Annotated in this window: 19 protein-coding genes and 1 tRNA gene; 9 read left to right on the plus strand and 11 right to left on the minus strand. The window is 73.1% G+C overall.

The window, feature by feature from the left end:
- Nucleotides 1–20 precede the first annotated feature (20 nt).
- Nucleotides 21–371: a carboxymuconolactone decarboxylase family protein gene (locus GH740_RS10210; protein ID WP_153745978.1), complete on the plus strand. Its 351-nt coding sequence runs from the start codon at nucleotides 21–23 to the stop codon at nucleotides 369–371.
- 5 nt (nucleotides 372–376) lie between these two features.
- On the plus strand, nucleotides 377–904 hold the full coding sequence (locus GH740_RS10215) for a flavin reductase family protein (protein WP_172978348.1): 528 nt from the start codon (nucleotides 377–379) through the stop codon (nucleotides 902–904).
- 46 nt (nucleotides 905–950) lie between these two features.
- Here the strand turns inward: GH740_RS10215 and GH740_RS10220 are convergent.
- The 3 genes from GH740_RS10220 to GH740_RS10230 all read right to left on the minus strand — a co-directional run bounded on the left by GH740_RS10220 (nucleotide 951) and on the right by GH740_RS10230 (nucleotide 5146).
- Nucleotides 951–1027 (minus strand) — tRNA-Met (locus GH740_RS10220).
- 42 nt (nucleotides 1028–1069) lie between these two features.
- Nucleotides 1070–3979: a UPF0182 family protein gene (locus GH740_RS10225; RefSeq protein ID WP_367641413.1), complete on the minus strand. Its 2910-nt coding sequence runs from the start codon at nucleotides 3977–3979 to the stop codon at nucleotides 1070–1072.
- 42 nt (nucleotides 3980–4021) lie between these two features.
- On the minus strand, nucleotides 4022–5146 hold the full coding sequence (locus GH740_RS10230; protein WP_367641415.1) for a PDZ domain-containing protein: 1125 nt from the start codon (nucleotides 5144–5146) through the stop codon (nucleotides 4022–4024).
- A gap of 125 nt (nucleotides 5147–5271) precedes the next feature.
- On the opposite strand from GH740_RS10230, the gene GH740_RS10235 reads away from it, so the two are divergent.
- A complete protein-coding gene (locus tag GH740_RS10235; protein WP_367641417.1) occupies nucleotides 5272–6684 on the plus strand; it encodes a zinc-dependent metalloprotease in 1413 nt (470 codons plus the stop codon).
- 741 nt (nucleotides 6685–7425) lie between these two features.
- Here GH740_RS10235 and GH740_RS10240 read toward each other — a convergent pair.
- Both GH740_RS10240 and nudC read right to left on the minus strand, forming a co-directional pair.
- A complete protein-coding gene (locus tag GH740_RS10240; protein WP_367641419.1) occupies nucleotides 7426–9186 on the minus strand; it encodes an ATP-dependent helicase in 1761 nt (586 codons plus the stop codon).
- The gene (gene nudC, locus GH740_RS10245) at nucleotides 9183–10124 is read right to left on the minus strand and encodes an NAD(+) diphosphatase (RefSeq protein WP_153745980.1); all 942 of its coding nucleotides are present in this window, start codon (nucleotides 10122–10124) and stop codon (nucleotides 9183–9185) included. The genes GH740_RS10240 and nudC overlap by 4 nt, the downstream gene beginning before the upstream one ends.
- Nucleotides 10125–10187: 63 nt before the next feature.
- On the opposite strand from nudC, the gene GH740_RS10250 reads away from it, so the two are divergent.
- Nucleotides 10188–11375: a phosphotransferase gene (locus GH740_RS10250; RefSeq protein WP_253941354.1), complete on the plus strand. Its 1188-nt coding sequence runs from the start codon at nucleotides 10188–10190 to the stop codon at nucleotides 11373–11375.
- A gap of 4 nt (nucleotides 11376–11379) precedes the next feature.
- Here the strand turns inward: GH740_RS10250 and GH740_RS10255 are convergent, their stop codons facing one another.
- Both GH740_RS10255 and GH740_RS10260 read right to left on the minus strand, forming a co-directional pair.
- Nucleotides 11380–14658 carry an ATP-dependent DNA helicase gene (locus GH740_RS10255; protein WP_367641422.1) on the minus strand — a complete coding sequence of 1093 codons (3279 nt, stop codon included), beginning with the start codon at nucleotides 14656–14658 and terminating at the stop codon, nucleotides 11380–11382.
- A complete protein-coding gene (locus tag GH740_RS10260; protein WP_153745981.1) occupies nucleotides 14655–17798 on the minus strand; it encodes an ATP-dependent DNA helicase in 3144 nt (1047 codons plus the stop codon). Before GH740_RS10260 ends, GH740_RS10255 begins: the two co-directional genes overlap by 4 nt.
- 151 nt (nucleotides 17799–17949) lie before the next feature.
- Between GH740_RS10260 and GH740_RS10265 the strand changes: the two genes are divergently transcribed.
- Both GH740_RS10265 and GH740_RS10270 read left to right on the plus strand, forming a co-directional pair.
- Entirely contained in the window at nucleotides 17950–18174 is a 225-nt protein-coding gene (locus GH740_RS10265) for a DUF3107 domain-containing protein (RefSeq protein ID WP_367641425.1), read from the plus strand.
- On the plus strand, nucleotides 18174–18464 hold the full coding sequence (locus tag GH740_RS10270) for a hypothetical protein (protein WP_153745982.1): 291 nt from the start codon (nucleotides 18174–18176) through the stop codon (nucleotides 18462–18464). The genes GH740_RS10265 and GH740_RS10270 overlap by 1 nt, the downstream gene beginning before the upstream one ends.
- Before the next feature lie 10 nt (nucleotides 18465–18474).
- Here GH740_RS10270 and GH740_RS10275 read toward each other — a convergent pair whose 3' ends face one another.
- On the minus strand, nucleotides 18475–19188 hold the full coding sequence (locus GH740_RS10275) for a ferritin-like fold-containing protein (protein WP_367641427.1): 714 nt from the start codon (nucleotides 19186–19188) through the stop codon (nucleotides 18475–18477).
- Between the two features lie 176 nt (nucleotides 19189–19364).
- Here GH740_RS10275 and GH740_RS10280 point away from each other — a divergent pair, with 176 nt between their 5' ends.
- Nucleotides 19365–20849, plus strand: coding sequence for a DEAD/DEAH box helicase (locus GH740_RS10280; RefSeq protein ID WP_367641429.1), 1485 nt, complete (start codon nucleotides 19365–19367; stop codon nucleotides 20847–20849).
- Nucleotides 20850–20856: 7 nt separating this feature from the next.
- On the opposite strand, the gene GH740_RS10285 is transcribed toward GH740_RS10280, so the two are convergent.
- Nucleotides 20857–21726, minus strand: coding sequence for a PHP domain-containing protein (locus tag GH740_RS10285; RefSeq protein WP_153745984.1), 870 nt, complete (start codon nucleotides 21724–21726; stop codon nucleotides 20857–20859).
- A gap of 65 nt (nucleotides 21727–21791) precedes the next feature.
- Between GH740_RS10285 and GH740_RS10290 the strand changes: the two genes are divergently transcribed.
- Nucleotides 21792–22811, plus strand: a complete 1020-nt coding sequence (locus GH740_RS10290) for an endonuclease/exonuclease/phosphatase family protein (protein ID WP_367641431.1) — start codon at nucleotides 21792–21794, stop codon at nucleotides 22809–22811.
- A gap of 37 nt (nucleotides 22812–22848) precedes the next feature.
- Nucleotides 22849–24267, plus strand: a complete 1419-nt coding sequence (locus GH740_RS10295) for an aminopeptidase P family protein (protein ID WP_153745985.1) — start codon at nucleotides 22849–22851, stop codon at nucleotides 24265–24267.
- Between the two features lie 3 nt (nucleotides 24268–24270).
- Here GH740_RS10295 and GH740_RS10300 read toward each other — a convergent pair whose 3' ends face one another.
- Nucleotides 24271–24930, minus strand: coding sequence for an alpha/beta family hydrolase (locus GH740_RS10300; protein WP_153745986.1), 660 nt, complete (start codon nucleotides 24928–24930; stop codon nucleotides 24271–24273).
- Between the two features lie 16 nt (nucleotides 24931–24946).
- Complete coding sequence (locus GH740_RS10305) at nucleotides 24947–25702, minus strand: general stress protein (RefSeq protein ID WP_153745987.1); 756 nt, start codon at nucleotides 25700–25702, stop codon at nucleotides 24947–24949.
- Nucleotides 25703–25729: the final 27 nt, after the last annotated feature.

Raw genomic sequence — 25729 nt, forward strand, 5'->3', positions numbered from 1 at the left:
CCGGCCGCAGAGAGGACGACATGACCGATTCCCCGTACCCGAAGCGCACCCCTGAGCTGCTGCGCCGCCGGGAAGAGCTGGTGCCCGACACTGCCGCCGCGTTCCAGTCGTTCAGCCGGCAGGTGTTCGCCGCCGGCGCGCTGGACGAGAAGACGAAGCAGCTGCTGGCGGTCGCCGTCGCGCACGTCACGCAGTGCCCGTACTGCATCGACGGCCACACGAAGCAGGCCGCGCGCAAGGGCGCCACCGACGAGGAGATCATGGAGGCCATCTGGGTCGCCGCGGAGATGCGCGCGGGCGGCGCTTACGCCCACTCGATAGTGGCGCTGGATGCCCTCGACCGCGTGCACGCCCACCAGTCCGCCGTCTGAGCGCCGTGACCGATCCCGCCCCGGGCGCGCGGGTGCTCGCCGATCCCCCCACCGCCGATGACGAGGACGCGTACAAGCTGCTGTCCACGTTCACGGCGAAGGGCGTCGGCGTGGTCACCGCACGGCAAGGCCGCTGGGATCACGCCGTCACCGTCACCGACTTCCTGTCGATCTCGTACGACCCGCCGACGGTGCTGGTCTCCCTGCACGAGCTGTCGCGGATAGCGGATGCCGTCACCGCGGCGGGCCGGTTCGGCCTGTGCATCCTCGGCGAGGACCAGGGCTGGATCGCGGATCGGCTGGGCGAGCCCGGCTCGCCGCTCGTGGCCCTCCTCGATCAGGTGCCGCACGTGCGGCGCGATCCGCAGGGACCGGCGCTCCTGGCGGGCGCGCTGGCGTGGCTCGACGTGCGGGTGCAGGCCGCGCACCGCGCCGCGACGCACCTGCTCGTCGTGGGCCGGGTGGAGGCGATGAGCACCGCCGCGACGACGGCCGGGCCGCTCGTGCGGTGGCGGTCGCGATACCTCCGGTGACGTCCGGAAACGACGAAGGCCCTCACGTCGTGAGGGCCTTCGTGTCTGGTTGCGGGGGCAGGATTTGAACCTACGACCTCTGGGTTATGAGCCCAGCGAGCTACCGAACTGCTCCACCCCGCGGCACATCACAAGCTTAGCATGCCCGCGGGGTGGTGCCCGACCTCAGGGCTGCTGACCGGACAGCTGCAGCAGCTTGTCCAGGGCGTCCGTCAGGCGGGCATCGGCCTGCCCGTACGCGGCCCAGTCGCCCTTGCTCAGCGCCGCCTGCCGGTCCGTCATGGCCTGCTTGGCCTCCTGCAGCGCCGCCTGGAACGCGACCGACGTCCCGGTTCCGGTGCCGCCCTGGCCGGGCGTCGTGGTCTGCCCCGGCGTCGGCGTGGCCGTCGCGGTCGGGGTGACGTTCTCGTCACCGGTGGACGCTCCGGAGTCGCCGCCGAACAGGGTGTCCAGCGCGTCGCCCAGGGTGTCCTCGAACGCGACCTTGTCGCCGAACGCGACGAGCACCTTCTGCAGCGTGGGGAGCTTCGTCTGCCCGGACGACTGCACGAACACCGGCTGCACGTACAGCAGGCCGCCGCCGACCGGGACGGTCAGCAGGTTGCCCGGGAGAACCTGCGACTGCCCCTGCTTGAGCAGGTTGATGAACTGCGACACGCTCGGCTGCGCGTCGAAGTTGTTCTGCACGCGGCCGGGACCGGGGACCGGGGTGTCGGCGCTGATCTCCAGCATCCGCAGCTTGCCGTAGTCCGCGGACTTCTCACCGGACGTGCTGCCGGCGTTCGAGTCCACGGCGAGGTAGCCCATCAGCACGTTGCGCGCGTCGCTGCCGGTGTTCGACTCCGGGATGAAGCTCGTGAACATCGAGTACTCGGGGTTCTTCTGCCCCGGCATCTTCATCGTCAGGTAGTACGGCGGCTGCAGGCTGTCCGGGGTCTGCGGATCGTCAGGCGTTATCCACTTGTTGTCGCTGCGGTAGAACGACTGCGCGTCATCGACGTGGTACGTGCCGAGCACGGACCGCTGCACCTTGAACAGGTCGGTGGGATACCGCACGTGGCTCATCAGCTCCCCGCTGATCGCCGACAGCGGCTTGATCGTGGCGGGATACACCTTCTCCCACGTCTGCAGCACCGGGTCGGCCGCGTCCCACGCATAGAGCGTGACGTGACCGTCGTACGCGTCCACGGTGGCCTTCACCGAGTTGCGGATGTAGTTGATGTTGTCCATCGTGATCGTCGGCGTCGTGTTGGACGCGTCCGCGGTCGCCTTGGACAGGCTCGTGGTGTGCGAGTACGGGTAGTCGGCGCTGGTCGTGTAGCCGTCCACGACCCACACGATGCGGCCGTCGACGACGGTGGGGTACGGGTCGCCGTCCAGCGTCAGGTACGGGGCCGCCTTCTTCACCCGCAGCTCCGGGTCACGGTCGTACAGGATCTGCGACTGGGCGTTGATGCTGTCCGAGAACAGGATCTGCTCGGACTGGAACTTCAGCGCGTACACGAGCCGGTTGAACCAGCTGCCGATGTTCGGGCCGCCGTCCCCGGTGAACGTCGTCTTCACCTCGTCGGCGCCCTCGGTGCCGGACAGGTAGTCCAGCTCGATCGGTGCGGCGCCGGCGGCGGCGCCGACGATCGAGTACTGCGGCGAGTGCTCGCCGAAGTAGACCCGCGGCTGGAAGTCCGAACCGAGGAATCCGGCGCTCGGGATGCCGCGCTCCAGGAACACCGGCATGCCGTCGTTCGTGCGGGCGTTACCCTTCGCGACCACCATCCCGTAGCCGTGCGTGTAGATCTGCGTCGTGTTCTGCCACGTCGCGTTCGCGCCGAGCGCGTTGAGGTTCAGGTCGCGCACCGACACCACGGTGTCCTGGGAGACGCCGTTCAGCTGGTAGCGGTCGACGTCCAGCGGGTTGTTGAACTGGTAGTAGGAGCGGTACTGCTCCAGCTGCTGCACGGTGGGGCCGATGATGGCCGGGTCCATGATCCGGATCTGGGCGGTGGTGGACGCGTCCGACAGCAGCTGCCCCTTCGTGGCATCCGTCTTCGCGGCGAAGTTCGTGGTCTCCAGGCCCGACAGCCCGTACGCCTGCTTCGTCGCGTCGATGTTGCGCTGGTAGTACATGGCCTCCAGGCTCAGCTGGTTGGGCTTGACCTGCACGACGTTCACGACCCACGGGTAGGCCATTCCGACGACGATCGACGACACCACCAGCAGCGCTGTCGCTATCAGCGGGTAGCGCCAGTGGCCGATCACGGCGGTGACGAAGAACAGCACCGCCACGAGCGCGGCGATGATCGCGAGGATCACCTGCCCGGGGATCACCGCGTTCGTCTCGGTGAAGCCGGGGCCGGTGATCAGGCCGTTCTCGGACACCATCGTCTTGTACCGGTCCAGCCACAGGCTCGCCGCCTGCAGCAGCAGGTAGACGCCGGCGAGCACCGCGAATTGGATGCGGGCCGCGCGCGAGATCCGCAGCTCGCGCTGCGCTATCCGCACCGAACCGTACAGGTACGACACGACCGCGGAGACCAGCAGGCAGATCAGCAGCACCGCGGAGCTGAAGCCGAGCACGGAGCCGTAGAACGGCAGCGCGAACATGTAGAACCCGGTGTCCAGGCCGAACTGCGGGTCGATGACCTTCGTGGTCACCCCGTTCAGCCACAGCGCGGTGGTCTCCCACTGGGTGGATGCCGCGAACCCGGCGAAGAATCCGAAGAAGATCGGGATGCCCCACATGGCCAGGCGCCGCAGCGGCTCGACGACCTCCTGGTAGCGGTCCAGCTGCGAGCTCAGCCGTGCGTACACCGGACGCAGCCGGTACGCGAGCTGGATGCACAGCCACACCGGCAGCGCCATGCCGACGAAGCCGATGGCGAACATGCCGATCCGCGCGAGCCATTGCGTGACCAGGACCCGGGAGAACCCGAGCTGGTCGTACCAGAGCCAGTCGGCGTACAGGTTCGCGAAGACGAAGAACGCCACCACGAAGGCCGCGATGATGACGAGCGAGATGGCGATGACGCGGCGGGAACGGTGAGGCGTGGCCGGCGGCGGCGCAGGAGTCGTGGTCACCCCTTCATCCTATGCGCGGCGGCGCATCGGGCCGCCGCGGCGTCAGGATCCGCTGCAGGTGGGGAGTGCGTCGACGTCGCCGCCGTCATCCAGTGTCTGCAGGGCCTTCAGCGAGTCGTCGAGCGTGGTCACCGCGAACACCCGCAGTCCCGCCGGGACGTGCCCCGCGACCTCATCGCAATTCGACCTCGGCGCCAGGAAATAGCGGGCACCGGCATCCTTCGCCCCATACAGCTTCTGACGGATGCCGCCGATCGGGCCCACCGAGCCGGCCGCGTCGATGGTGCCGGTGCCGGCGACGTTCCGTCCGCCGGTGAGGCTGCCGGGAGTGAGAGTGTCGATGATCCCGAGCGCGAACATCATCCCCGCCGACGGGCCGCCCACGTTGTCCAGCTGGATCGTCACGTCGATCGGGAAGTCGAAGTCGGTGACGAGCGTGACCCCGATCAGCCACTGGGTCTTGCCGTCCACGGTGGCCTGGCGCGGCGTCACCGAGACGGCCTCCCGCCGCCCCTCGCGCCGTATCAGCAGCGACACCGGGCTGCCCGCCGCCCGCGCCACGATGCTCCGCAGTGCCGTGGCATCCGCGATGGCGGTGCCGTTGGCCTCGAGGATCACGTCGCCGGTGCGCAGGATCCCCTGCGCGGCGGAATCCGTGACCAGCGAGTACACCGTGACCAGCGGCGTGACCGCGTAGCCGAGGTGCCGCAGCGCCGCCGCCGTGGCCTCCTTCTGTGAGTCGACCATCATCTCCGCGGACTCCTGGTCGCGCTGCGTGGAGCTCTGCCCCTGCGGGAACACCGCGTCGATCGGCAGCACGGCGCGCGACGGATCGAACCACGCGGCGGCCAGCTCGAGCCACGACGGGGTGCGCTCGCGGTTGCCGACCACCTGCACAGTGAGCAGGTCCAGGCGACCCTGCGCCGGGTAGGTCGGCGTGTCCTTCACGCTGATCAGCGGCACCTGGCGTCCGTCGGCGTTCGCCGCGGACCCGAGGGTGTCGAACACCGGCCCGGGCCGCTGGATGACGTACGCGGTGGGCAGGAACGTGAGCGCCAGCAGCACCACCAGCGCGACCGTCAGCGACCACACGCCGAACGTCACGCCGGGGCGGCGGGGACGGGGCGGCGCCGGGGCGATCGTGACGTTCTCGTCGAACAGCGCCACAGGTGACCTTCCGCGTCGTGTCGTTCGCGACCGGCGTACGGCGGGGGCGCCACGGTCGGGGATCGGTGCGATCCGTGCGACTAGCGTAGAACCACACCCGGACCCCGCGCTGAAAGGCGGCTGAAGTGGCAGACGAGGACCGCAGCCCCGAGGACGATTTCCAGGAGCTGATGCGGCAGCTGTTCGGCGGCCAGGACGGCTCCGTCGATCCGGAGCAGCTCGAGCAGCTGCGTGCGCTGGGCGTGGATCCCGCGATGATGCAGAACATGATGCGGCAGCTGCAGTCCGCGTTCCGCGGCACCCCCGAAGGCGGCATCTCGTGGGACGTCGCGAAGCAGCAGGCGCTGCACATCGCCAACCAGAGCGATCTCGGCGTGACCGGCGGGCAGCGCACCGGCTTCGACCAGGCGTTCGCGCTGGCCACGCTCTGGCTCGGGGAGGCCACGACGATCTCGGACCTGCCCACCCCGCCGCAGGCCGTCTCGCGCGGCGGCTGGGTCGAGGCCACCATGCCGGTATGGCAGGAGCTGGCGGAGCCGGTGGCCACCAGCATCGCGGACGCGCTGACCGACGCCATGCGCACGCAGGCACCGGCGGAGATGCAGTCGCTGATCCAGGGCGCCGGCCGCGTCATGCGCACCATCGGCGGCGGCCTGTTCGCGACCCAGCTGGGCCAGGTGATCGGCCGCCTCTCACTCGAGGTGGTCGCCGGGGGCGACGTGGGCATCCCGCTCATGCCCGCCGGAAGCGCGGCGATCCTGCCGCAGAACTTCGCCGACTTCGGCCGCGACCTCGAGGTGCCCGAAGACCAGCTGGCGCTGTACCTGGCGACCCGGGAGCTCGCGCATGCGCGACTGTTCCGGCACGCCCGGTGGCTGCGGCTGCACGTGATAGCGCAGATCACGGAATTCGCCCGCGGCGTGCATGTGGACACGAGCGCGCTGGAGGACCTCGCGTCGCGCTTCGACCCCGCCAATCCCGGTGAGCTGCGCGACGCGCTGCAGAGCGGCGCGCTGCTGCCGCCGCGCACCGACGCGCAGGCGGCGGCGCTGGACCGCCTGGAGAACCTGCTCGCGCTGATCGAGGGCTGGGTGGATGTCGTCACCGCCGACGCCACCGGGCGGCTGCCCTCTGCGGCACGCGTGGCCGAGGCCGTGCGCCGACGCCGCGCCGTGGGCGGACCCGCCGAGAAGGCGCTGGGCACCCTCGTCGGGCTGGAGCTGCGCCCGCGGCGGATGCGGGAGGCGGCGGCGATGTGGCGGGCGGTGACGGACGCCGTCGGCGTCGCGGCCCGCGACGCCCTGTGGGACTACCCGGACCTCGTGCCGGGGGGCTCCGACATCGACGACCCGAGCGCGCTGATAGCCCGGCTGCAGGCCCGGGCGCGGGGCGAGCAGGCCCCGCGCGACGAGATCGACGACGCTTTCGACGCGCTGCTGCGCGGCGAGGTCCCGCCACTGGCCGGCGACGCGCATCCCGACGGCGACGAGGACGGCAGCGCCGCCGGCGAGCCGCCGCACGGACCGCATCCGGTCTGACACCGGCGCCTCCCCAACCGGGGCCTGATTGTCTCTCGCGTCGCGGCGCTGTGGAAAACCGCGACACGCCGCACGCGCGCGCGCAGAATCGGCTCATGCTTCTCCTGGATCCCGCGCAGCCGCCGCTGTGGCGCTCCCCCGACGTCCTGCAGTTCGGGGTGGACCGGGTCGCCGAGGTTCACGACCCGACGATCTGGCAGCAGCGCATGCTCGTCGAGCTGGAGCGAGGCGTGCCCGAGCCGGCCGTCGAGCCGCTGGCGATAGCCCTGGGCGGCACGCGCGCCGACGCGGACGCGCTGCTGGCGCAGCTGCGCCCGGTGCTGCTGCCGCCGGCTGCGCCGCACCTGCCCACCGTGCAGGTGCGGGTGGCCGTGGGCGCCCCGCCCGGTGCCGGCGAGCGGATCGTCGACGCGCTCGCCGGCGCGGGCCTGCACGCCGGCCCGGCGGCCGACGGCGCCGACGTCGTGGTCGTGGTCAGCGCGCACGTCACCTCGCCGGTGGACGCGGCCGCCCTGATGCGCGATGACATCCTGCACCTGCCGGTCGTGTTCACGGGCCGGGGCGCGACGGTCGGGCCGCTCGTGCAGCCGGGCCGCACTGCGTGCCTGATGTGCGTGGAGGCCGAGCGCACGGACGCGGATCCCGCGTGGCCGACCCTGGCCGCGCAGCTGCTGCACCGCACCGGTCCCCCGGTGCCGGACGCGCTCGCGCTGGAGGCGGGCCTTGTCGCGGGGCAGCTGATCAGCGGACGCGACCGGACCGCGTGGGCCTCCCGGTCGCTGCAGCTGACGGCCGGCTCCGCGCGACGGACGTGGCGCGTGCATCGACCGCATGCAGCGTGCGGGTGCCGATCTCCGCAAGGAAACGCGACGGCGACCGGTCGCCGCGGGAACCCCGCGACCACGACACCGACAGCGTCCGCGCGGCGCGCGTGACCCCGACGTACGCGAGGCGACGCTCCTCGTCGACCTCGTCGAAGGTGCCCGCGTAGGAGATGGGCAGCAGACCCTCCGCGAGCCCCACGAGGTGCACGTGCTCCCACTCCAGGCCCTTCGCCGCGTGCAGGGTGGACAGCGTGACGGTGCGCATCGCCGGTTCGTGCTGGTCCTTGGCGCGGGCTATCAGCTGGTCGGTGAACACGCGCAGCGTCGTGTGCGCGGGCGCCTCCTCGGCCAGCCGCAGCAGCGCCCGCCGTGCCTCCCACGCGTCCCGCACGGCACCACCGGCCGGCGGCGGCTCCTCGGTCAGGCCCAGTGAGCGCAGCACGTCGCGCACACTGTCCACGAACCCCGAGGACATCGGCGCGACGGACGCGCCGCGCAGCGCGAGCACCGCCTGCCGCACCTCCGGCAGGTCGAAGAACCGGCGCCCGCCCAGCACGGTGGCGGGGATCCCCTCGGCGGCCAGGGCGCCCAGGAGCTCGGCCGACTGCATGTGCGCGCGGTAGAGCACCGCGATGGTGCGCGGATCGGCGCCCGCCCGCAGCTGCGCCGCTATCGCCCCGGCCACTCCGCGGGCTTCGGCCGCGTCGTCGGGGTACGCCGTCACCTGCGGCACCGGCCGCTCGCCTCCGCCGGCACCCGCGGCGCTCAGGCGCAGCGCGCCCGGCCGTCCCCGCATCAGCTCGTTGGCCACCTCGAGGATCTCCGGGGCGCACCGGTAGCTGGTCTGCAGCCGCACGACGCGGGCATCCGGGTACCTCTTGTCGAAGTCCAGCAGGTAGGACGGGTCCGCCCCCGCGAACGAGTACACCGTCTGGCTGGCGTCCCCGACCACGCACAGGTCGCGCCGGTCACCGAGCCAGAGCTCCAGCAGGCGATGCTGCAGCGGTGAGACATCCTGGAACTCGTCGACCGTGAAGTGCCGGTACTGCTCGCGCACGGCCTGGACCACGCGCGGCTCTGCCTCCAGCATTCCGGCGCAGGCCAGCAGCACGTCCTCGAAATCCAGCTGGCGGCGCTCGTCCTTGAGCTTCTCGTACGCGCGCTGCAGGTCGGCGACGCGGTCGGCGCCCAGGCGCCCCACCCCGCCGGGCCGGTCGGCCGCGTACGTCTCGATCGAGCGCATGGTGACCTTGCGCCATTCGATCGACGCGGCGACATCCCGCAGCGTGGGAGTGTCCAGGTCCAGTCCGATGCCGTCGGCGGCATGCGCGAGAAGGCGCACCTTGTTGTCGACGATGGCGGGGGCGGAATCCCGCGCGACCGTGGGCCAGAAGAAGTTCAGCTGTGCGAGCGCGGCGGCGTGGAACGTGCGCGCGGCGACGCCCTCGACACCCAGCGCGCGGAGCCTGCCCCGCATCTGACCGGCGGCCTTCGTCGTGAATGTGACCGCCATGACCCGGCCCGGCGAGTATGCCCCGGTGTCCACGCCGTGCGCGATCCGGTGCGTGATCACCCGGGTCTTGCCGGCGCCGGCGCCCGCGAGCACGCACACCGGTCCGCGCAGCGCGGTGGCCGCTTCCCGCTGCTGCTCGTCGAGGCTGTCCAGCGGGGCGCTCACGCGGCCCCCGCGTGCCACTCGGAGATGAGCCGGTGCGCTATCGACGCGGTCCCCGGCAGCAGCACATCGCCGGGGCGACGTCCGGCCGCCCGCTCCTGCAGCGCCTCGCCGATCTGCGCACGCGTGAACCAGCGCACGGCGGCGATCTCCGCGCCGTCGGCGCGAGCCGCATCATCGTCGACGGCGCGCGCGAGGAACCCCAGCATCAGCGACCGCGGATACGGCCACGCCTGCGAGCCGCGGTAGCGGACGTCGCGCACGCGCACGCCGGCCTCCTCGCCGAGTTCCCGGACCACCGCGGCCTCGGCGGACTCCCCTGCCTCCACGAACCCCGCGAAGCAGGAGAAGCGGTCCGCTTCCCACAGCGCGTTCGATCCCAACAGCAGCAGGTCCGGGTCGGTCGCGCTCTGCACGGCGACGATCACGGCGGGATCCGTGCGGGGGAAGTGCTCGCGACCGCAGTCGTCGCACACGCGCGCCCAGCCGTTCGCGCGCAGGCGGGTGCGAATTCCGCAGGCGGGGCAGAACTCGGCATCCAGCAGCCAGCGGCCAAGGCTCACCGCGGCCGTGAAGGCGGCTGCCTCGCCGGCGTCCAGGTCGCCCCCGGCCGCGCGCAGCGGCGCCCACTCCTCGCCCGCGAACGGGCGTTCCGCCTCCCGGTCGAACACCGCCGTCAACAGGGCCGCACCGTCGTCGGCACGGCCGAGGAACGCCCACCGTGCGCCGTCCGGCACCTGCGCGGATCGCCGGTAGACGAGCCGGGCGCCACCCCCGGAGGGGCCGGTGACCTGGGCGGTGTCGGCGTGCAGGACGAGCACTCGGGACGCCTCGTCCGCACGCAGCCGATCCAGGAGGCCGTCGTCCTCGCGTTCGGCGGCGGCGCGGTCGAAACCCGACGGCATCCGCACGGGGATCCGGGGGTCCGTCCGTGCGGTCATGGATACCTCCGTCCAGGGCGTGGCGGCAGGCCCCGGCACCGGGCCAGACCTACCCTGGGGGGCATGGCACGCTCCCCTCTCACTCTAGCGGCGATGGTGACCGCGGCCCTGCCGGAGGCCTCGGTCGTGGGCGTCGCCGCGCTCACCGAGCATGCGTCCGGCCGCTTCGACTCCGCCGTCGCGGATCTGGACGACGGCCGCCGGGTCGTGGTCCGGGTCGCCACCGACGACGAGGGCGCCGCGGAGCTGGGCGCGCAGGCGCGCGCGCTGCGTGCTCTCACCTCGGGGGTGCGCGGGCTCCTGCCGATGCGGGCGCCCGTCGTGCACGGGCGCGCCACCCTCGGCGGGATGCCGGTGCTGGTGACCGATCTGCTCAAGGGATACCGTGTCGACGCGGCGCAGGTGCCGCCCGGGCGCGGGGCGGCGGTCTCGCTGGGCGCGGCGATCGCCGCGGTGCACGCCCTCCCCGAGTCCGTCGCCCGCACCGAGGAGCTCCCGCACCGCACGCCCGAGCATGTGCGCTCGGAGGTGTCGCGTCTGCTGGACCGCGTCGCGGCCAGTCACCACCGGGTCCCGGTGGCGCTGCTGTCGCGCTGGAGCCGTGCCCTGGCGGCGGACCGGCTGTGGCGCTTCGAGGCGACGCTGACCCTGGGCGGCACGACGGCGGACGCGTTCCTGCTGGAGGACGTGGACGGCGTGCCCACGGTGACCGGGCTGCTGGTGTGGAACGGGCTGGGGGTGGGCGACCCCGCCGTCGACCTGCGGTGGCTGTCGTCCGCACCGGATGCCGCCGATGACGTGTTCGACGCGTACCTCGCCGCCTCCGCCCGCACCCCCGACGCGACGCTGCGCACCCGGGCGCGGCTGTACGCCGAGCTGGAGTTCGCGAAGTGGCTCGTGCACGGTCACGACGACGGCCGTGACGACGTCGTCGACGACGCCGTCGCCCTGCTGCAGTCGCTGGCCGAGACCGTGGTCGACGACGATCTGCTCGCGGAGGACGGCTTCGACGTCGACGACGCCATAGCGCTCCTCGGCCGCACCCCGCGCACGCCCGCACAGGAGACGGACACGTCGATGCAGACCGACGCGTTCGACGCCGACGACACAGCGTTCTTCGCGGAGGACGCGCCGGCGGTGACCCCCGTGCACCAGCAGGACACCCTGCCGCTGGACCTGTCCGACCCGGACATCGCCGACGCCGATCGCGCGTCCGAAGCGGCGCTGCGCCGCTGGGCGGCGTCCGAGTAGCCGCTCAGCCGCGGATCACGACGCCGTGGCCGACGTAGTACAGCGCCACGTCGATGTCCTCGATCGGGATGTCGTGCTTCGCGTGGTACGCCCGCCGGTACAGCTCCAGCTGCAGCATCCGCGCCGTCCGGTCGGCGTCGGTCGCCGGCGGCGCACCGGTCTTCCAGTCGACGATCTCGATGCGCTCGCCGCGCCGGTAGACCGCGTCCAGCTTGCAGATGGCCAGGTGCTCGCGGCCGTCGAGCCCGACGAACCGGAAGTCGATCTCGGTCTCCACCGCGACCGGCTGCAGCGGCGCCCACTCCGACCGTTCGAACGCGGCCTTCAGTTCGCGCAGCGCGTCGTCGTCGGCGCAGTCCCCCGCGGCGTCCTCGTCTTGGCCGTCCCACAGCGTGTCGTCGAGGCTCCCGGTCGTGCCGACAAGGCCCGACCGGCGCTCCACCCAGGCGTGGAACAGCGTGCCCAGCCGCGTCTGCCGGTACGGCCGCTCCGGCATCGGCCGCGCGGTCGCCGCGACGGCGCCGTCGTAGTCCGCCACGTAGTCCTTGTACCGGGACGCGGGGATCCGCACCGGCGCCGTCGCCGAGGCCGGATGCTGCCGGGCGGCGCGCTCGGCCAGCAGCAGCGCGAGGTCCTCGTCGGCGGCGGCGGGTGCGGCATCCTGTGCCGCGCGCACCGCGGCGGCCGCGCGTTCCACGCGCGGCCGTCGGGCGCCCAGCGGATCGATCGGCCAGTGCAGCAGCCGGCGCTCTCCGAGGTACGGGTTCTCCCCCGGGTCCGCGTCCGGCAGCGGGATGCCCTGGGCGGCCGCGATCTCCTGCAGGAACGGGCTGTGCGCACGCGGCCGCGTCGTGCCCGACCAGGGCGCTCCGGTCAGCAGGAGATGCTCCCGGGCGCGGGTCACCGCGACGTACGCGAGGCGGCGGTCCTCCTCCACCTGGCGGTCGCGGCCTGCCTGCACGAACCGGGCCAGCGCGTCCTTGAGCTCCTGCTGGGTGGCGGCGCCCTCCCACGCGAACTCCGGCAGCCACGCGGCATCCCCGCGGAACTGATACGGCAGCACGCCGAAGGCGAGCCATCCCTTCGTGTCCTTCGCCCCGGTGGGCAGCTCCCCGTCGACCATGCGCACCACGGCGACGGCATCCCACTCCAGCCCCTTCGCGCCGTGGATCGTCAGCAGCTGGACGACATCGTCCTCCGGCGGCTCGGTGCGCGGCGCGAACTCGTCGAGCTGCTCGGCGTGATCCAGCCATGCCAGCAGACTCGACAGCGAGCCGGTCTCGTCCGCCGCGAGGAACGCGTGCACCTCGTCGACGAACGCGCGCAGCTGCGCGGACGCTATCCGCGCGGGGCCCCGCGCCTCGTTCGCGGCCAGTTCCACGTCCAGCCGCAGCTCCAGTTCGATCAGCCGCACGAGCTCGGCGATCGGCAGCGCCGCCGAGCGGCGCAGCCCCGCGAACACGGCGGACGCCTCGCGCAGCCGTGCACGGGCCGCGACCGTGAGCTCCGCCAGCCAGCCGTGGTCGTCGGGCACCCGTCCGACGAAGTCCAGCGCGTCCACGAGCGAGCCCTGATCGTCGCCGGACGACGTGCGGATCCGCTCGGCGACATCGGGCTCGAGCCGCTGCAGGGCCGTGTCGTGCTGCGCTATGCGCCGCGACAGCCGGGCGAGCGCGCCCATGTCGGCCAGGCCGATGCGCCAGCGCGGGCCGGTCAGCAGCCGGATCAGCGCCGAACCGGCGCGCGGGTCGCTGATCACGCGCAGCGTGCTGACGACATCCACGACCTCCGGCGTCGACAGCAGCCCCCCGAGCCCCAGGATCCGGTGCGGGATGCCGTGTGCGCCCAGCGCGTCGGCGAACCGCACCATGTGCTTCTTGCTGCGGAACAGCACCGCCCCGGTGGTGGACCGGCCCTGCTCGGCGCGCGCGCGCCGGACCCCGCCGAACCATTCGGCGACGCGGTCGGCCTCGACATCCAGGTCCGGCGCGGTGCACACGCTCACCTCACCGGCACCGGCGTCCGGCCGCGGGCGCAGCCGACCCACCGGCACGGCCGCCGGCAGCGGCTCGAGCACCGCAGCCGCCGCCTGCAGGATCCGGGCACTGTTGCGCCAGCTCGTCATCAGCGCGTACGTGCCGCAGGGCGTGGCCGCCCCGAACGCCGCCGCGAAACCGCCGAGGTTGCCGGCGCTGGCCCCGCGCCACCCGTAGATGGCCTGGTGCGGATCGCCGACCGCCATCACGGCACGATCGGCGAAGAGGCTCGCCAGGAGCTCGGTCTGGACCACGGAGGTGTCCTGGTATTCGTCCAGCAGCACCACGCGGTAGCGGTCCCGGATCTCGGCGGCCACGGCGGGGTGGCCGATCACCACCTGACGGGCCCCGGCGACCTGGTCGGAGAAGTCCAGGACGCCCAGCCGGCGCTTCTGGGCGTTGTACGCGCGGGCCAGGTCCACGAGCAGCTCCAGCGCGTCGACCGATGCCACCGCGGTGCGCACGTCCGCGTACACCGTGGTGCGGCTGGTCGTGGACGGCAGGTCGGCGACGGTGCGGAACCGGGCGGGGAACGCTGCCAGCTCGTCGAGATCCACGACGTTGTCGACGCCGTCACGGGCTATCCGCAGCGCCGCGTCGATGACGCCCCGGGGAGAGCGCTGGACACCCTCCAGGCGCGGGTCGTCGCTGCCGAACACGACCCGGCGCATCAGCAGCCACGCGGCGGACTCGCTCATCACGGTGGCCTCGGGGTCGCGGCCGATGCGCACGGCGTGCTCGCGCACTATGCCGTCCGCGAAGCTGTTGTATGTGGCGACGGTGGGCCGGTGCAGCAGCATCTCGTCGTCGTCCGGGCGCGGGTGCGCCCCCGCCCGCTCCGCCAGGTCGGCGAGTGCCGCCTGCCGGGCGCGCTCCCCCGCCCCCGCGCGTTCCAGCCGGACGAACACGTCCAGGGCACCGTCGGCATGCAGCGCGGGAAGGCGGTCGACGAGTCCGCGCCGCTCGAACTCCGTCAGGCGGGCCAGGCGCTTCTGGATGCGCTCGGCGAGCTCGCCGGCGGCCTTCCGGGTGAACGTCAGTCCGAGGATCTCGTCGCGGCCGACGATCCCGTTGGCCACGAGCCACACCACCCGGGCCGCCATCGTCTCGGTCTTGCCGCTGCCGGCGCCGGCGACGACCAGCGCGGGCTCCAGCGGCGCGGCGATCACGGCGGACTGCTCGGCGGTGGGCGGGAACTGGCCGAGGGCGGCGGCGATCACCTCGGGGGTCAGCGGGGCGTGCGTCACGACGCGCTCACCGCCCCGATCGTGTGGATGCGGCACAGCCCGTACGAGTGCTCGTCGCGGCAGTGCTCCTCGAACGGGGCGGTGAACGTCGTGGACCGCATGACGTCCACGGCGGTGCGCACCCGCGCCAGGAACGCCCCGCGGGTCTCGTCGTCGAACGGGGGCTGCCAGGGCTCGGCGTAGTCGCTGGTCTTCGCAGAGGGCCGCAGGACGAGCAGTTTCGCCCCGCCGGGTGGGTGCCCGTCCGCCCCGGGGATGGCTCCGGACTCGAACGCGAGCTGGTAGGCGGCCAGCTGCGGGTTCGCCGCCACCTTCGCGTCGGACTGCGGCTCGTGCTTGCCGGTCTTCAGGTCCACGATCACGACCCGGCCCTGCGCCGTGAGCTCGACCCGGTCGATGTAGCCGGACAGGACGGCCGCGGTTCCGTCGCCCATCGGGATCGGCACCTCGAAGTGCGGCTCGGCGTCCACGAGGGTGCCGCCGCCTGACTCGAAGCGCCGCAGGTACAGATGCAGCCGGTGGATGAGGTCGCGGGCCTGCGCCTGCGAGGCCCGGTCGAGCCACGGCGCCTCGAACTCGAGCTCACCCCAGCGCTGCTCGACGAGGTCCCACAGCGCCGCCTCGTCGGACCCGTCGGCATGCTCGAGGGCGGCGTGGATGATGGTGCCCAGGCCCGCCGTCGCCCCGCCGGGGTCGCCGCCGAGGTCGCCGATCGCCCAGTTCAGCTGGCACGTCTCCAGCGCCTCGATCCGCGACGGCGAGACCCGGACCTCGCCGTCGGGGTCACGCAGCGGGGCGGCCGAGGTGGGGTCCGCGACGCCGTACCATTCGCCGGGGTCGGCGCCGGCCACGCCCGCCGCTGCGAGAATCGCCAGTTGCCCCGCGGCGTGCCGGGCGGCGTGGGCGGCGGTGCGCGGCTCGGTGAGGGTGCGGCGGTGCCGCGCCACCAGGCCCCGCAGCGACAGCGGGTGCTCGGCGAGCCGGTCGGTCGGCGAGGGCGCGGGCAGGAACTCGAAGAAGCGGCTCGGCCCGGTGTCGTCGTCGTCGACGGCGGTCACCGTGAGATGCGACCGTGCGCGGGAGACGGCGCGCACGAAAAGGCGCAGCTCGTCGTGCATGGCCGCGCGGCGCCGATCCAGCAGGCCCACGGTGCCGTCGTCGCCGGGCGCGCGGGTGGCGGCGTCGGCGAGCCGCCACGTGTCCAGCAGACTCCCCCGCAGCCGGATGTTCGGCCACACGCCGTCCTGGACCCCCGCGACCACGACGGTGTCGAACTCGACGCCGAGCGCTGCGGCCGGGGTCAGCACGGCGACGGCGGGCATGCTCGCGGACGGCTCGAGGCGGTCCTCGGCGACGTCGCTGTGCAGGATGCCGCGCACGAACAGCATGGGGTTGCCGGCCGCGGCGCGCTCGTCGAAGCGCTTCGCGGCCTGGAACAGCGCGACAACGGCATCCAGGCCCCGGTTCGCCTGCTCCGCCAGCGGGCCGGTGCCGGCGGCGGCCTGCCCCCACTGCCGGTGCAGGCCGGAGGCATCCCACACCGTCCACAGCAGCTCGTGCGCGGTCGCGCCCTCCTCGATGCCGGTGCGCACCGCGGCGATGGTGCGGGCCAGCCGTGCCGCCCGGCGCGCCTCGCGGAGGTCGACCTGCTCGAACTCGATGGGATGACGGCATCCGTCCACCAGGAGCTGGGCGGCAGACCGGTCGCCGCCGGCGCGCAGCTCCTCGTGGCGCAGCGCCGTGCGCAGCCGGCGCAGCCGGACCGGGTCGAAGCCCCCGGCGACGCCGAGGAACGCGTCCGCCACGGACGCCGCCGTCCATTCGGCGGGATCGATCGCGGCGAGCTCCACGACGCGCAGGATGTCCTGCACGGGGCGCAGGGTGCCCAGGGCGCGTCCCGGGCCCGCCGCGCGCGCCGGGACCTCCCGCGCGCCGAGCTCGGCCTCCAGCGCGGCGACCTGGCGCGTGTCGTGCGCTATCACGGCGCACGCGTCCCATGGGACGCCGCCTCGCACGTGCCGTTCGCGCAGCAGCCGCGCGACGACGTCGTACTCTTCCGCCTGCGAGCGCAGCAGCAGGGTCTGCACCGACGAGTCGGGCTCGCCGCCCTGCGCCGGACGCCGGTGCCGCACGCCGCCGGCGGTGCCGATGTGCGCGGTCACGGTGCGGACGAGGTCGACCATGGTGCCGGTTCCGCGATGCGGGACGCCCAGCACGTGCACAGGGCCGAGCGCGGCCGTCAGCCGTGCGAAGTTCTCCGGCGTCGCGCCGCGGAACGCGCCCGCGCCGACATCCGGGTCGCCGAACGCGAGGACCGGGATGCCGCGGCTCCGGCACGCCTCGAGCAGCTCGACACCGCCGAGCGTGAGCTCCTGCGCGTCGTCCACGAGGATCGCCTGCACGTCGCCGAGCCCGCCGAGCATCGCGGCGTCGGCCGTGCGCACGAGGGCCGCCGCCTCGCGCACGAGTCCCGCGGCATCCCGGTGCGCGCCCCGCATGTCGGCGCGCACCTGCAGGTACTCGGCGAAGAACGAGGCCGCCGACTCCCAGACCGGCACCCGCACGCGGGCGGCGAGGGACGCCAGCGCCGCCGGCTCGACGCCCAGCGTGATGCACTCGGCGAGGAACGCGCGCACCTCGCTGCGGAACCCGCGCGTGGCCCGCACGTCGGCCGGCAGCCAGTCGGGCCAGCGGACGACGCCGGCGGCCTCGTCCTGCGCGTCGCCGTCGAGCAGATCCTGGATGAGCTGGTCCTCGTCGCCGCCGGTGAGCAGCCGCGGCGGCTCGGCGCCCGCGTGCACGGCCGCGCCGCGCACGAGCCGGAACGCGAACGACGCGACGGAATGCGCGAGCGCGCCGGATGTCGCCCCTCCCACCGCGAGCCCGAGCCGGTCCCGCAGCGCGGTCGCCGTCTGCCGGCTGGGGGTGAGCACGACGACGGCGTCGGGGCCGACGCCGCGCTCGACGAGGGCGCGCACGCGGGCGACGAGGCTCGACGTCTTGCCGGTGCCGGGACCGCCCGCGATGGTGCCCGAGGCGTGCACCGGAAGCTCGATCACGGCGCGCTGATCAACATCCGGCACGGGGGCGGCCGGGTCGGGCGGCCGGTGCGACGGGCCGGTCGGGGGGTTCTGTGTCATCGCCTGGTCACGCTACCGTGTGCCGGCGACACCGCCCGCCTGGCGGCGCCGCGCGTTCGCCGACAGCGTGGGCGGGAGCCGTCCGGGCGGGTGCGGCCGTGTCGTAGAGTGGCCATACCCCAGCACGCACGGCACAGAGAGGCAGTGATCCGTGGAGATCCGCATCGGCATCGCGAACACCGGACGCGAGTTGAACTTCGAGACCGACCAGACCGCGGATGCCGTCCGCGCGGCGGTCACCGGAGCCCTCGACTCCGGCGCCACGCATGTGAGCCTGGCCGACAACAAGGGCAATTCGTACATAGTGCCCACCGCGGGCCTCGCGTATGTGGAGCTCGGCACGGAGGACGTGCGCCGCGTCGGATTCGTGGCCTGATGCAGATAGTCCTCGCGCTGATCTACGGGGCGGCGGTGGGCGCTCTCGCGCACTTCACGATGCCTGCGCGCGACACGCGCGGTGCGGGACTGGCGCCCGTGCTGGGCGCCGTGATCGGCAGCGTGCTGTGGACCGCGCTGACCTGGGCGGGGCTGGGCCTCGGCAACCCGTGGCTGTGGCTGGCGGGGGCACTGGTGCCGCCCGCGGCCGTGTACCTCATCGTGGCGGCGCTGACCCGGGTGCGGCGCGCCCGCGACGACCAGGAACGGCGCCGGCTCGGGATCGTCTGATCCGCACGGCTCAGGCGTTCAGCCCGATGGCCTCCATGCGGCGAGCATGCGCGCCCAGCAGCTCGGTGAACACCGGCTCGACCTGCTCCTGGACGGCCGCATCCAGCATCCCGGTGCGCAGCGCCGCCCGCGCGATGAGGATCGTGTCGCCCACCAGGCGCCGTCCCCACAGCGCCAGCAGCGACCGCAGTTCGTCGTCGGCGGCGATGGCCTCGGCCACGAGCTGGACGATGGCCTGCCGGTCGGAGTCGGCCTGGAGGATCCGCGCGACCCGGCCTCCGATCTCGCCGTAGCTGTGCGACAGCGTGTCGTAGAAGTCGTCGAGCATTCCCGCCGTGATGTGCACGGACAGCATGGTCTCCTGCGGGCGGATGCCGTGGGTGGCGGCCCGGAACGCGTCCAGCGGCTCACGGAACGGCCGCATCAGATCCGTCGGGTCGGCCGCGCTCTCGCGGATCAGGGCGACGATGGCCTGGTGCTTCGTGAGCGCCGCGCCGGCCGCGCGGGACAGCGCCTCCTTGTGCGCGAGCGCGGGCGTCGCGGCGATCAGCTCGCTGAGCGTCTCGAAGTATCCGAGCTGCAGGTACGCCGCCTGCCCGAGGAACGTGTCGATGTTCGGCGCGAGGTCCTGGAACGCCACCCGGGTGGCATCCCCGGCGTCACCGCGGGAGCGCAGACGCAGCGTCCGCACCGCCGGCTGACGCCGCTTGAACCACCCGAACACGCGATACAGCCTACGGCCCTGCGGCGGCCGATCCCGGCGCCGGCTCCGTGCTCCGGTAGACTGGGACTGCCCCGGCGATGGACCGGGGCCCCGCGCCTGGCAGATGACACAAGGGCGTGGACTCCTCGCCCGGCGGCCGGCTGCCGCCTCTGACATCAGACAGGCCTCATCTCATCGTGACGACTTTCGCCGACCTCGGCGTGGACCAGGACATCATCGACGCGCTCTCCGCGCGCGGCATCGTGGATGCCTTCCCCATTCAGGAGCAGACGATTCCGCTCAGCCTTCCCGGGCAGGACATCATCGGGCAGGCCAAGACCGGCACCGGGAAGACGTTCGGGTTCGGCATCCCGATCGTCCAGCGCCTGGGCATCGCCCCGGCGCCGGGGGTGAAGGCACTCGTGGTGGTGCCCACCCGCGAGCTGGCGGTGCAGGTGTACGAGGACATCGACATGCTGACCTCGAACCGCGCCACGAGCGTCGTGGCGATCTACGGCGGGAAGGCGTACGAGGGCCAGATCGAGCAGCTGCGGGCGGGCGCCCAGATAGTGGTCGGCACGCCCGGCCGGCTCATCGACCTCGCCGGCCAGCGGCTGCTGGACCTCTCGCACGCCACCGAGGTCGTGCTCGACGAGGCGGACAAGATGCTGGACCTCGGGTTCCTGCCCGACATCGAGAAGATCTTCCAGAAGCTGCCCACCGTCCGGCACACGCAGCTGTTCTCGGCCACGATGCCCGGCCCCATCGTGGCGCTCGCGCGCCGGTTCATGTCCGGCCCTATCCACATCCGCGCCTCCGACCCGGATGAGGGCATCGCGCAGGCGAACATCCGCCACCTCGTGTACCGGGCGCATGCGCTGAACAAGGACGAGGTGATCTCGCGGATCCTGCAGGCCCGCGGCCGCGGCAAGACGGTGATCTTCACACGCACCAAGCGCGCCGCGCAGAAGCTCGTCGACGAGCTGTCCGACCGCGGGTTCAACGCCGGCGCCGTGCACGGCGACATGAGCCAGGAGTCGCGGGAGCGCTCGATGGCGGCGTTCAAGGCCGGCAAGCGGGACGTCCTGATCGCCACCGACGTCGCAGCCCGCGGCATCGATGTCGATGACGTCACCCACGTGATCAACCACACGATCCCGGACGACGAGAAGTCGTACCTGCACCGCGTGGGGCGCACCGGCCGTGCCGGCAAGACCGGCATCGCGGTCACGTTCGTGGACTGGGAGGATCTGCACAAGTGGGCGCTGATCAACCGCGCCCTGGACTTCGGCAAGCCGGAGCCGATGGAGACCTACTCGTCGAGCCCGCACCTGTACAGCGATCTCGACATCCCGGAGGGGACGAAGGGCCGCATCGCCACCGCGCCGCGCACGCAGTCGGTGCGCACGCAGAAGGCGCCCGCACGCGCCGCGGATGCCGCCGCGGAGGGCGAGGGCGGCACGAAGCGTCGTCGGCGGCGCCGGCGCGCGGACGACAGCGTGGGCTCGTCGTTCGAGCCGGCCGCCGCGTCCGAGGACGGCGAGCAGCCGGCGGAGGATGCGGCCGAGGGCACCGGCGTCCACGACGGCGCGGGCCGGGAGCACCGCGACGGCAAGCCCGCCGTGGCCCGTCGCCGGCGCCGGCGCCGCTCGGGGGCCGGTTCGCCGACGCCCGGGGCGTGACCGCCGGTCACCCCGCCCGAGGGTAGACCGGCGTGCTGCCGGTGCCGCGCGCGATGATGCGCTGCACCATGGCGTCCTCGGTCGTGTGCTCCCCCGGCATGTTCGGCTTGCCGGCGCCGTGGTAGTCGCTGGAGCCGGTGGCGATGAGGTCCCGCTCCGCCACGAGCCGGCGCAGCATCCGCACGCCCGGCTCCAGGTTCTCCCGGTGGCCGAGCTCGAAGCCGGCCAGTCCCGCGTCCAGCATCCGCTCCAGCAGCGCCCGCGGCAGCACGCCTGCGCGCCCGGCGGGATGCGCGACGATCGGCACGCCGCCGGCGCCGGCGATCAACCCGACGGCGGTGACCGGGTCCGGGGCGAACAGCGCCACGTAGTAGTCGCCGCGGGGGCTGAGGATGCCGGAGAAAGCCTCCGTGCGGTCGCGGACGTGCCCGCGCCGCACGAGCGCGTCGGCGATGTGCGGACGGCCGACCGTGGCGCCGTCGGTGGTCTCGGCGAGGATGTCGTCCCAGGTGAGGTCGTAGTCACGCGCTATCCGGTCGGCCATCGTGCGCGCCCGGTCCAGCCGCGACGTGCGCACTCGGTCGGTCATCGCGCGCAGCGCCGCATCGTCCGGGTCGACGAGGTACGCGAGCAGGTGGACGCTGCGCCACTCGTGCTTGGCCGACATCTCCATGCCCGGCAGGAACGTCACGTCCAGTGACGTCGCCGCCTGGGCGGCCTCGGCCCACCCGGACGTGGTGTCGTGGTCGGTCAGGGAGACAGTGCGCAGCCCGTGCTGATGGACGGCGCGGATCACCTCGGCGGGCGGCTGGGTGCCGTCGGAGCGGTCCGAATGCAGGTGCAGATCGCTCGGACCACGGAACCGCTGCAACGCCATTGTCCGAGGGTAGCGTGCGCGCCGCGTGCGCCGATCTCCCAGCCTGACGGCATAGAGTTCCGAGCGTGCTTCGCCTGCTCGGGATCCTGGTGACCGCGCTGTGCGCGATCGTCGCGGCGATCCTGACGTGGCCGCAGGTGTTCCGGCTGGAGCGCGCGTTCCCGGTCGCGCAGGCGGTGTCGTTCCGCGGCATCCTCGTCGTCGCTTTCACGGCGCTGCTGGTCGTGATGCTGCTGCTCATGCTCGCCCGGCCGCTGCGGGCGTTCGCCGCGTCGATGGCGGTGCTGGCCCTGCTCGCCGGCGGCACGAACGCGGCGATCATCGCGATGCGCGGCATGGGAACCGACGCGCTGCCGGCAAAGACGGCGAGCAGCGTGCGGGTGATGACCTGGAACACCGCCGGGGCCGCGACATCCCCCGATGCGATCGCCCGCACCGCGGTCGCGATGGACGCCGACGTCGTGACGCTGCCGGAGACGACGATCGGCACCGGCGAGAAGGTGGCGCTGGCGATGCGCAGCCTCGGACACCGGATGTGGGCGTACCACACCCAGTACGGCGAACACGGATGGGATGCCAGCTCCACGACGGTGCTGATAACGCCGCGACTGGGCGCGTACTCGGTGACGGCGTCGTCGGCCGACGGCACCAGCAACACGTCGACCGTGCCGTCGGCGGTCGCGATGCCCGTGGACGGCAAGGGTCCGATCATCGTCGCCGCGCACGCGGTGGCCCCCCGCGAGCAGGACATGGGCAACTGGAAGCACGACCTGCAGTGGATCGCCGACCAATGCGCGTCCCGCGACGTCATCCTCGCCGGCGACTTCAACGCGACCGTGGACCACATGGCGGGCCTGGGCACCGGCGGCGGCACGATGGGACGGTGCCGGGACGCCGTGGGCGCGACCGGCAACGGCGGCGTCGGCACGTGGCCGACGTCCACCCCGGCCCTGATCGGCGCCCCCATCGACCACGTGATGGCGACGGATGCCTGGGTGCCGGTGGGCTCGGTGGTCCTCACCTCGATGGACGGCAGCGGCAGCGACCACCGTCCGCTGATAGTGCAGCTCGACCGCGCGCAGTGACTCCTGCGGACTTCCCGTGGCGTGCGAGACTGGAAAGATGAGCACGACAGGCGAATCGTCCACCGGCACCACGGCCCGACCGGCCCGCCCCTCCACGAGCGAGAACCGCCGACAGCCGTTCCCGCAGGGGTTCCTCGACACGATCTCATCGGGGTGGGCGACGCGCCCCGAGACGCTGCCGCCGCAGCGCGATCAGGCGCCGTACGCCGCGCACCGGCGCGCCCGCCTGTCCGCGCAGTTCCCGGGCCGGCGGCTCGTGGTCCCCGCCGGTGAGCTCAAGCAGCGCAGCAACGACACCGACTTCCCGTTCCGCGCGCACTCCGCGTTCGCGCATCTGACCGGGTGGGCGGCGGATGCCGAGCCCGGCGCCGTCCTGGTCTTCGAGCCGCGTCCCGACGGGCACGACGTGACGCTGTACTTCCGTGAGCGCGCCGACCGGACGACCGCGGAGTTCTACGGGGATGCCTCGATCGGCGAGTTCTGGATCGGCCCGCGGCCGTCCCTCGCGGGCGTCGCCGCCGATCTCGGCGTCGCGACCGCGCACATCAACGCTTTCACGCACGCCGACGGCGAGCTCGTCGTCGGCGACGACGCCGAGCTCACGCGCGCGGTGTCCGAGCTGCGCCTCGTGAAGGACGAATACGAGATCGCACAGCTGCGGCTGGCCGTGAAGGTGACCGCCGACGGCTTCGACGACATAGTGCGCGAGCTGTCCGCCGCGACCGCGCACCCGCGCGGCGAGCGCGTGGTGGAGGGCGTGTTCCACCGCCGTGCCCGCAGCGACGGCAACGGCGAAGGCTACGACACCATCGCGGCATCCGGTCCGCACGCGTGCTACCTGCACTGGACCCGGAACGACGGTGCGGTCGTCGACGGCGACCTCATCCTCGTCGACGCGGGCGTCGAGGTCGACAGCCTGTACACCGCCGACGTGACCCGCACCATCCCGGTGTCCGGGACGTTCACCGACGTGCAGCGGAAGGTGTACGAGACAGTGCGCGAGGCCGCCGACGCGGCCTTCGCTGCCGCGAAACCCGGCGTCACGTTCCGCACCGTGCACGAGACCGCGATGGGCGTGATAGCCCGCCGCACGGCGGAATGGGGCCTGCTGCCGGTGACCGCGCAGGAAGCGCTGGATGCCGAGGCCGGCGGCCAGCACCGCCGGTACATGGTCCACGGTACGAGCCACCACCTCGGCATCGACGTGCACGACTGCGCGCAGGCGCGCCGCGAGATGTACTACGACGGCATCCTGGAGCCCGGGATGGTGTTCACCATCGAGCCGGGCCTGTACTTCCAGATCGACGACGAGACAGTGCCCGCGGAATACCGCGGGATCGGCGTGCGGATCGAGGACGACGTGCTGGTGACCGCGGACGGCGTGGAGAACCTGTCCGCCGGCGTGCCGCGCACGGCCGACGAGGTCGAGGCCTGGGTGGCGCGGCTGCGCGCCTGAGTGTTACTGCGCGGCGATCCACTCCAGCGCTATCGCCGCTATCCCGGCGCCGATCTCGTCCGCCGGGCGACGGCGTCCGGCGACCTCGAAGCCGTGCCCGCCGCCGTCCACCCAGTGCAGGTGGGCCCGGCGGCACGCGGCGACGGCGTCCTCGAGCTGCCCGTGCGGATCCACGAACGGGTCTCGCGTGCCGGAGACGAACAGCTGCGGCGCGAGGATCAGGGGAAGGTGCTCGGTCCGCAGCTTGTCGGGCCGGCCGGGCGGGTGCAGCGGGTAGCCCAGGTACACGAGCGTGTGCGGCCGGATGCGCCCCTCGGCGGCGGCCATCGACGCCATCCGTCCGCCGTAGGACCGGCCCGCCGCGTGCACCGGGACGTCCCCGCGACAGCGGTCCACGACGGCCTGCCACGCGGCGACGGCGTGGGCGGCGGGTCCCGGCATCCGCCGTCCCGCCTGCGCGTACGGGAAGTTGAACCGCACCGCCCGCATCCCGGCGGCGGCGACGGCGGTGGCGAAGCCGACGAGGAACGGATGGTCCAGCCGTGTGCCGGCCCCGTGCGCGACGATCACCGTCGCCGACGGGTGCGCGGGCTCGTGCACCACGGCGTCGATGTCGACCTCGCCCGCCGGCAGCGGGACCGGCACCGCCAGCTCCCTGATCATCGGGCGTTGCGCCGGCTCACGCCCGGTGGTCGTCCGGGCCGTCCGCGGCCGGCTCATCCGCCGGGCCGTCGGGCGCGGCATCCGCGTGCGCATCCGGGTGCGGGGCACCGGCGTCCTCGGATGCCGGTGGCGTGTCGGGGATCCGCTCGCCGTAGCGCGGCGGCTCGTCGACGTCGGGTGCCGGCGGCGCTGGAGCGTCCGCATCCGGCGTCGCGGGTGCCGCCGGGCGGGCTCGCAGTCCGAACCGGGGAGCGGGATGCTGCGCCCGGTCGTGCTGCGGCGGCGCCGGCGGGCGCGCGACCGTGACGCCCGGTCCGAGGATCTCGCGGGCCCGGTGGATGCTCGTGGGCAGCACCGTGACGTCGTAGTGGTCGGCGACCACCTGCATGACCGACGCGAAGTCGCGGCGGCGGCGCACTATCGCGTACGCGGCGATGCTCATCAGCATGCCCAGGGCCACGCCGATGAACAGGACGCCGATGAACACGGAGACCGGCACCGCGCTGTTGCCGAGCACGAAGATCGCGGAGAAGAAGAGTCCCAGCAGCAGGCCGTTGATGGCGCCCTGGCGTGCGGCGGTGGCGTAGCCGAGCTTGCCGGTGACCCGTTCGATGGAGCGCAGGCCGCTGCCGACGATGGCGATGTCGCGGGCGGGCACGTCGGACGAGATGAGCGCCGAGACAGCCTTCTGCGCGCCCTCGTACGTCGGGAAGCTCGCGACGGTCTCCCCGATCTCGCCGCCTCGCCCCTGGGGCATTCCCGGCATGCTCATGCCCCCATCTTGTCATGCCGGCCGCGG

Origin of the sequence: Microbacterium sp. SYP-A9085 (genome assembly GCF_009649635.1) — a bacterium.
Classification (GTDB): domain Bacteria; phylum Actinomycetota; class Actinomycetes; order Actinomycetales; family Microbacteriaceae; genus Microbacterium.

Bases quoted from the DNA above. Each gene is read 5' to 3' on its own strand.
- GH740_RS10260 (WP_153745981.1), bottom strand. From the start codon at position 17,798: ATGACACAGAACCCCCCGACCGGCCCGTCGCACCGGCCGCCCGACCCG.
- GH740_RS10250 (WP_253941354.1), top strand. From the start codon at position 10,188: ATGGCACGCTCCCCTCTCACTCTAGCGGCGATGGTGACCGCGGCCCTG.
- GH740_RS10270 (WP_153745982.1), top strand. From the start codon at position 18,174: ATGCAGATAGTCCTCGCGCTGATCTACGGGGCGGCGGTGGGCGCTCTC.
- GH740_RS10295 (WP_153745985.1), top strand. From the start codon at position 22,849: ATGAGCACGACAGGCGAATCGTCCACCGGCACCACGGCCCGACCGGCC.
- GH740_RS10300 (WP_153745986.1), bottom strand. From the start codon at position 24,930: ATGATCAGGGAGCTGGCGGTGCCGGTCCCGCTGCCGGCGGGCGAGGTC.
- GH740_RS10210 (WP_153745978.1), top strand. From the start codon at position 21: ATGACCGATTCCCCGTACCCGAAGCGCACCCCTGAGCTGCTGCGCCGC.
- GH740_RS10305 (WP_153745987.1), bottom strand. From the start codon at position 25,702: ATGAGCATGCCGGGAATGCCCCAGGGGCGAGGCGGCGAGATCGGGGAG.
- nudC (WP_153745980.1), bottom strand. From the start codon at position 10,124: ATGACCGCACGGACGGACCCCCGGATCCCCGTGCGGATGCCGTCGGGT.
- GH740_RS10285 (WP_153745984.1), bottom strand. From the start codon at position 21,726: ATGGCGTTGCAGCGGTTCCGTGGTCCGAGCGATCTGCACCTGCATTCG.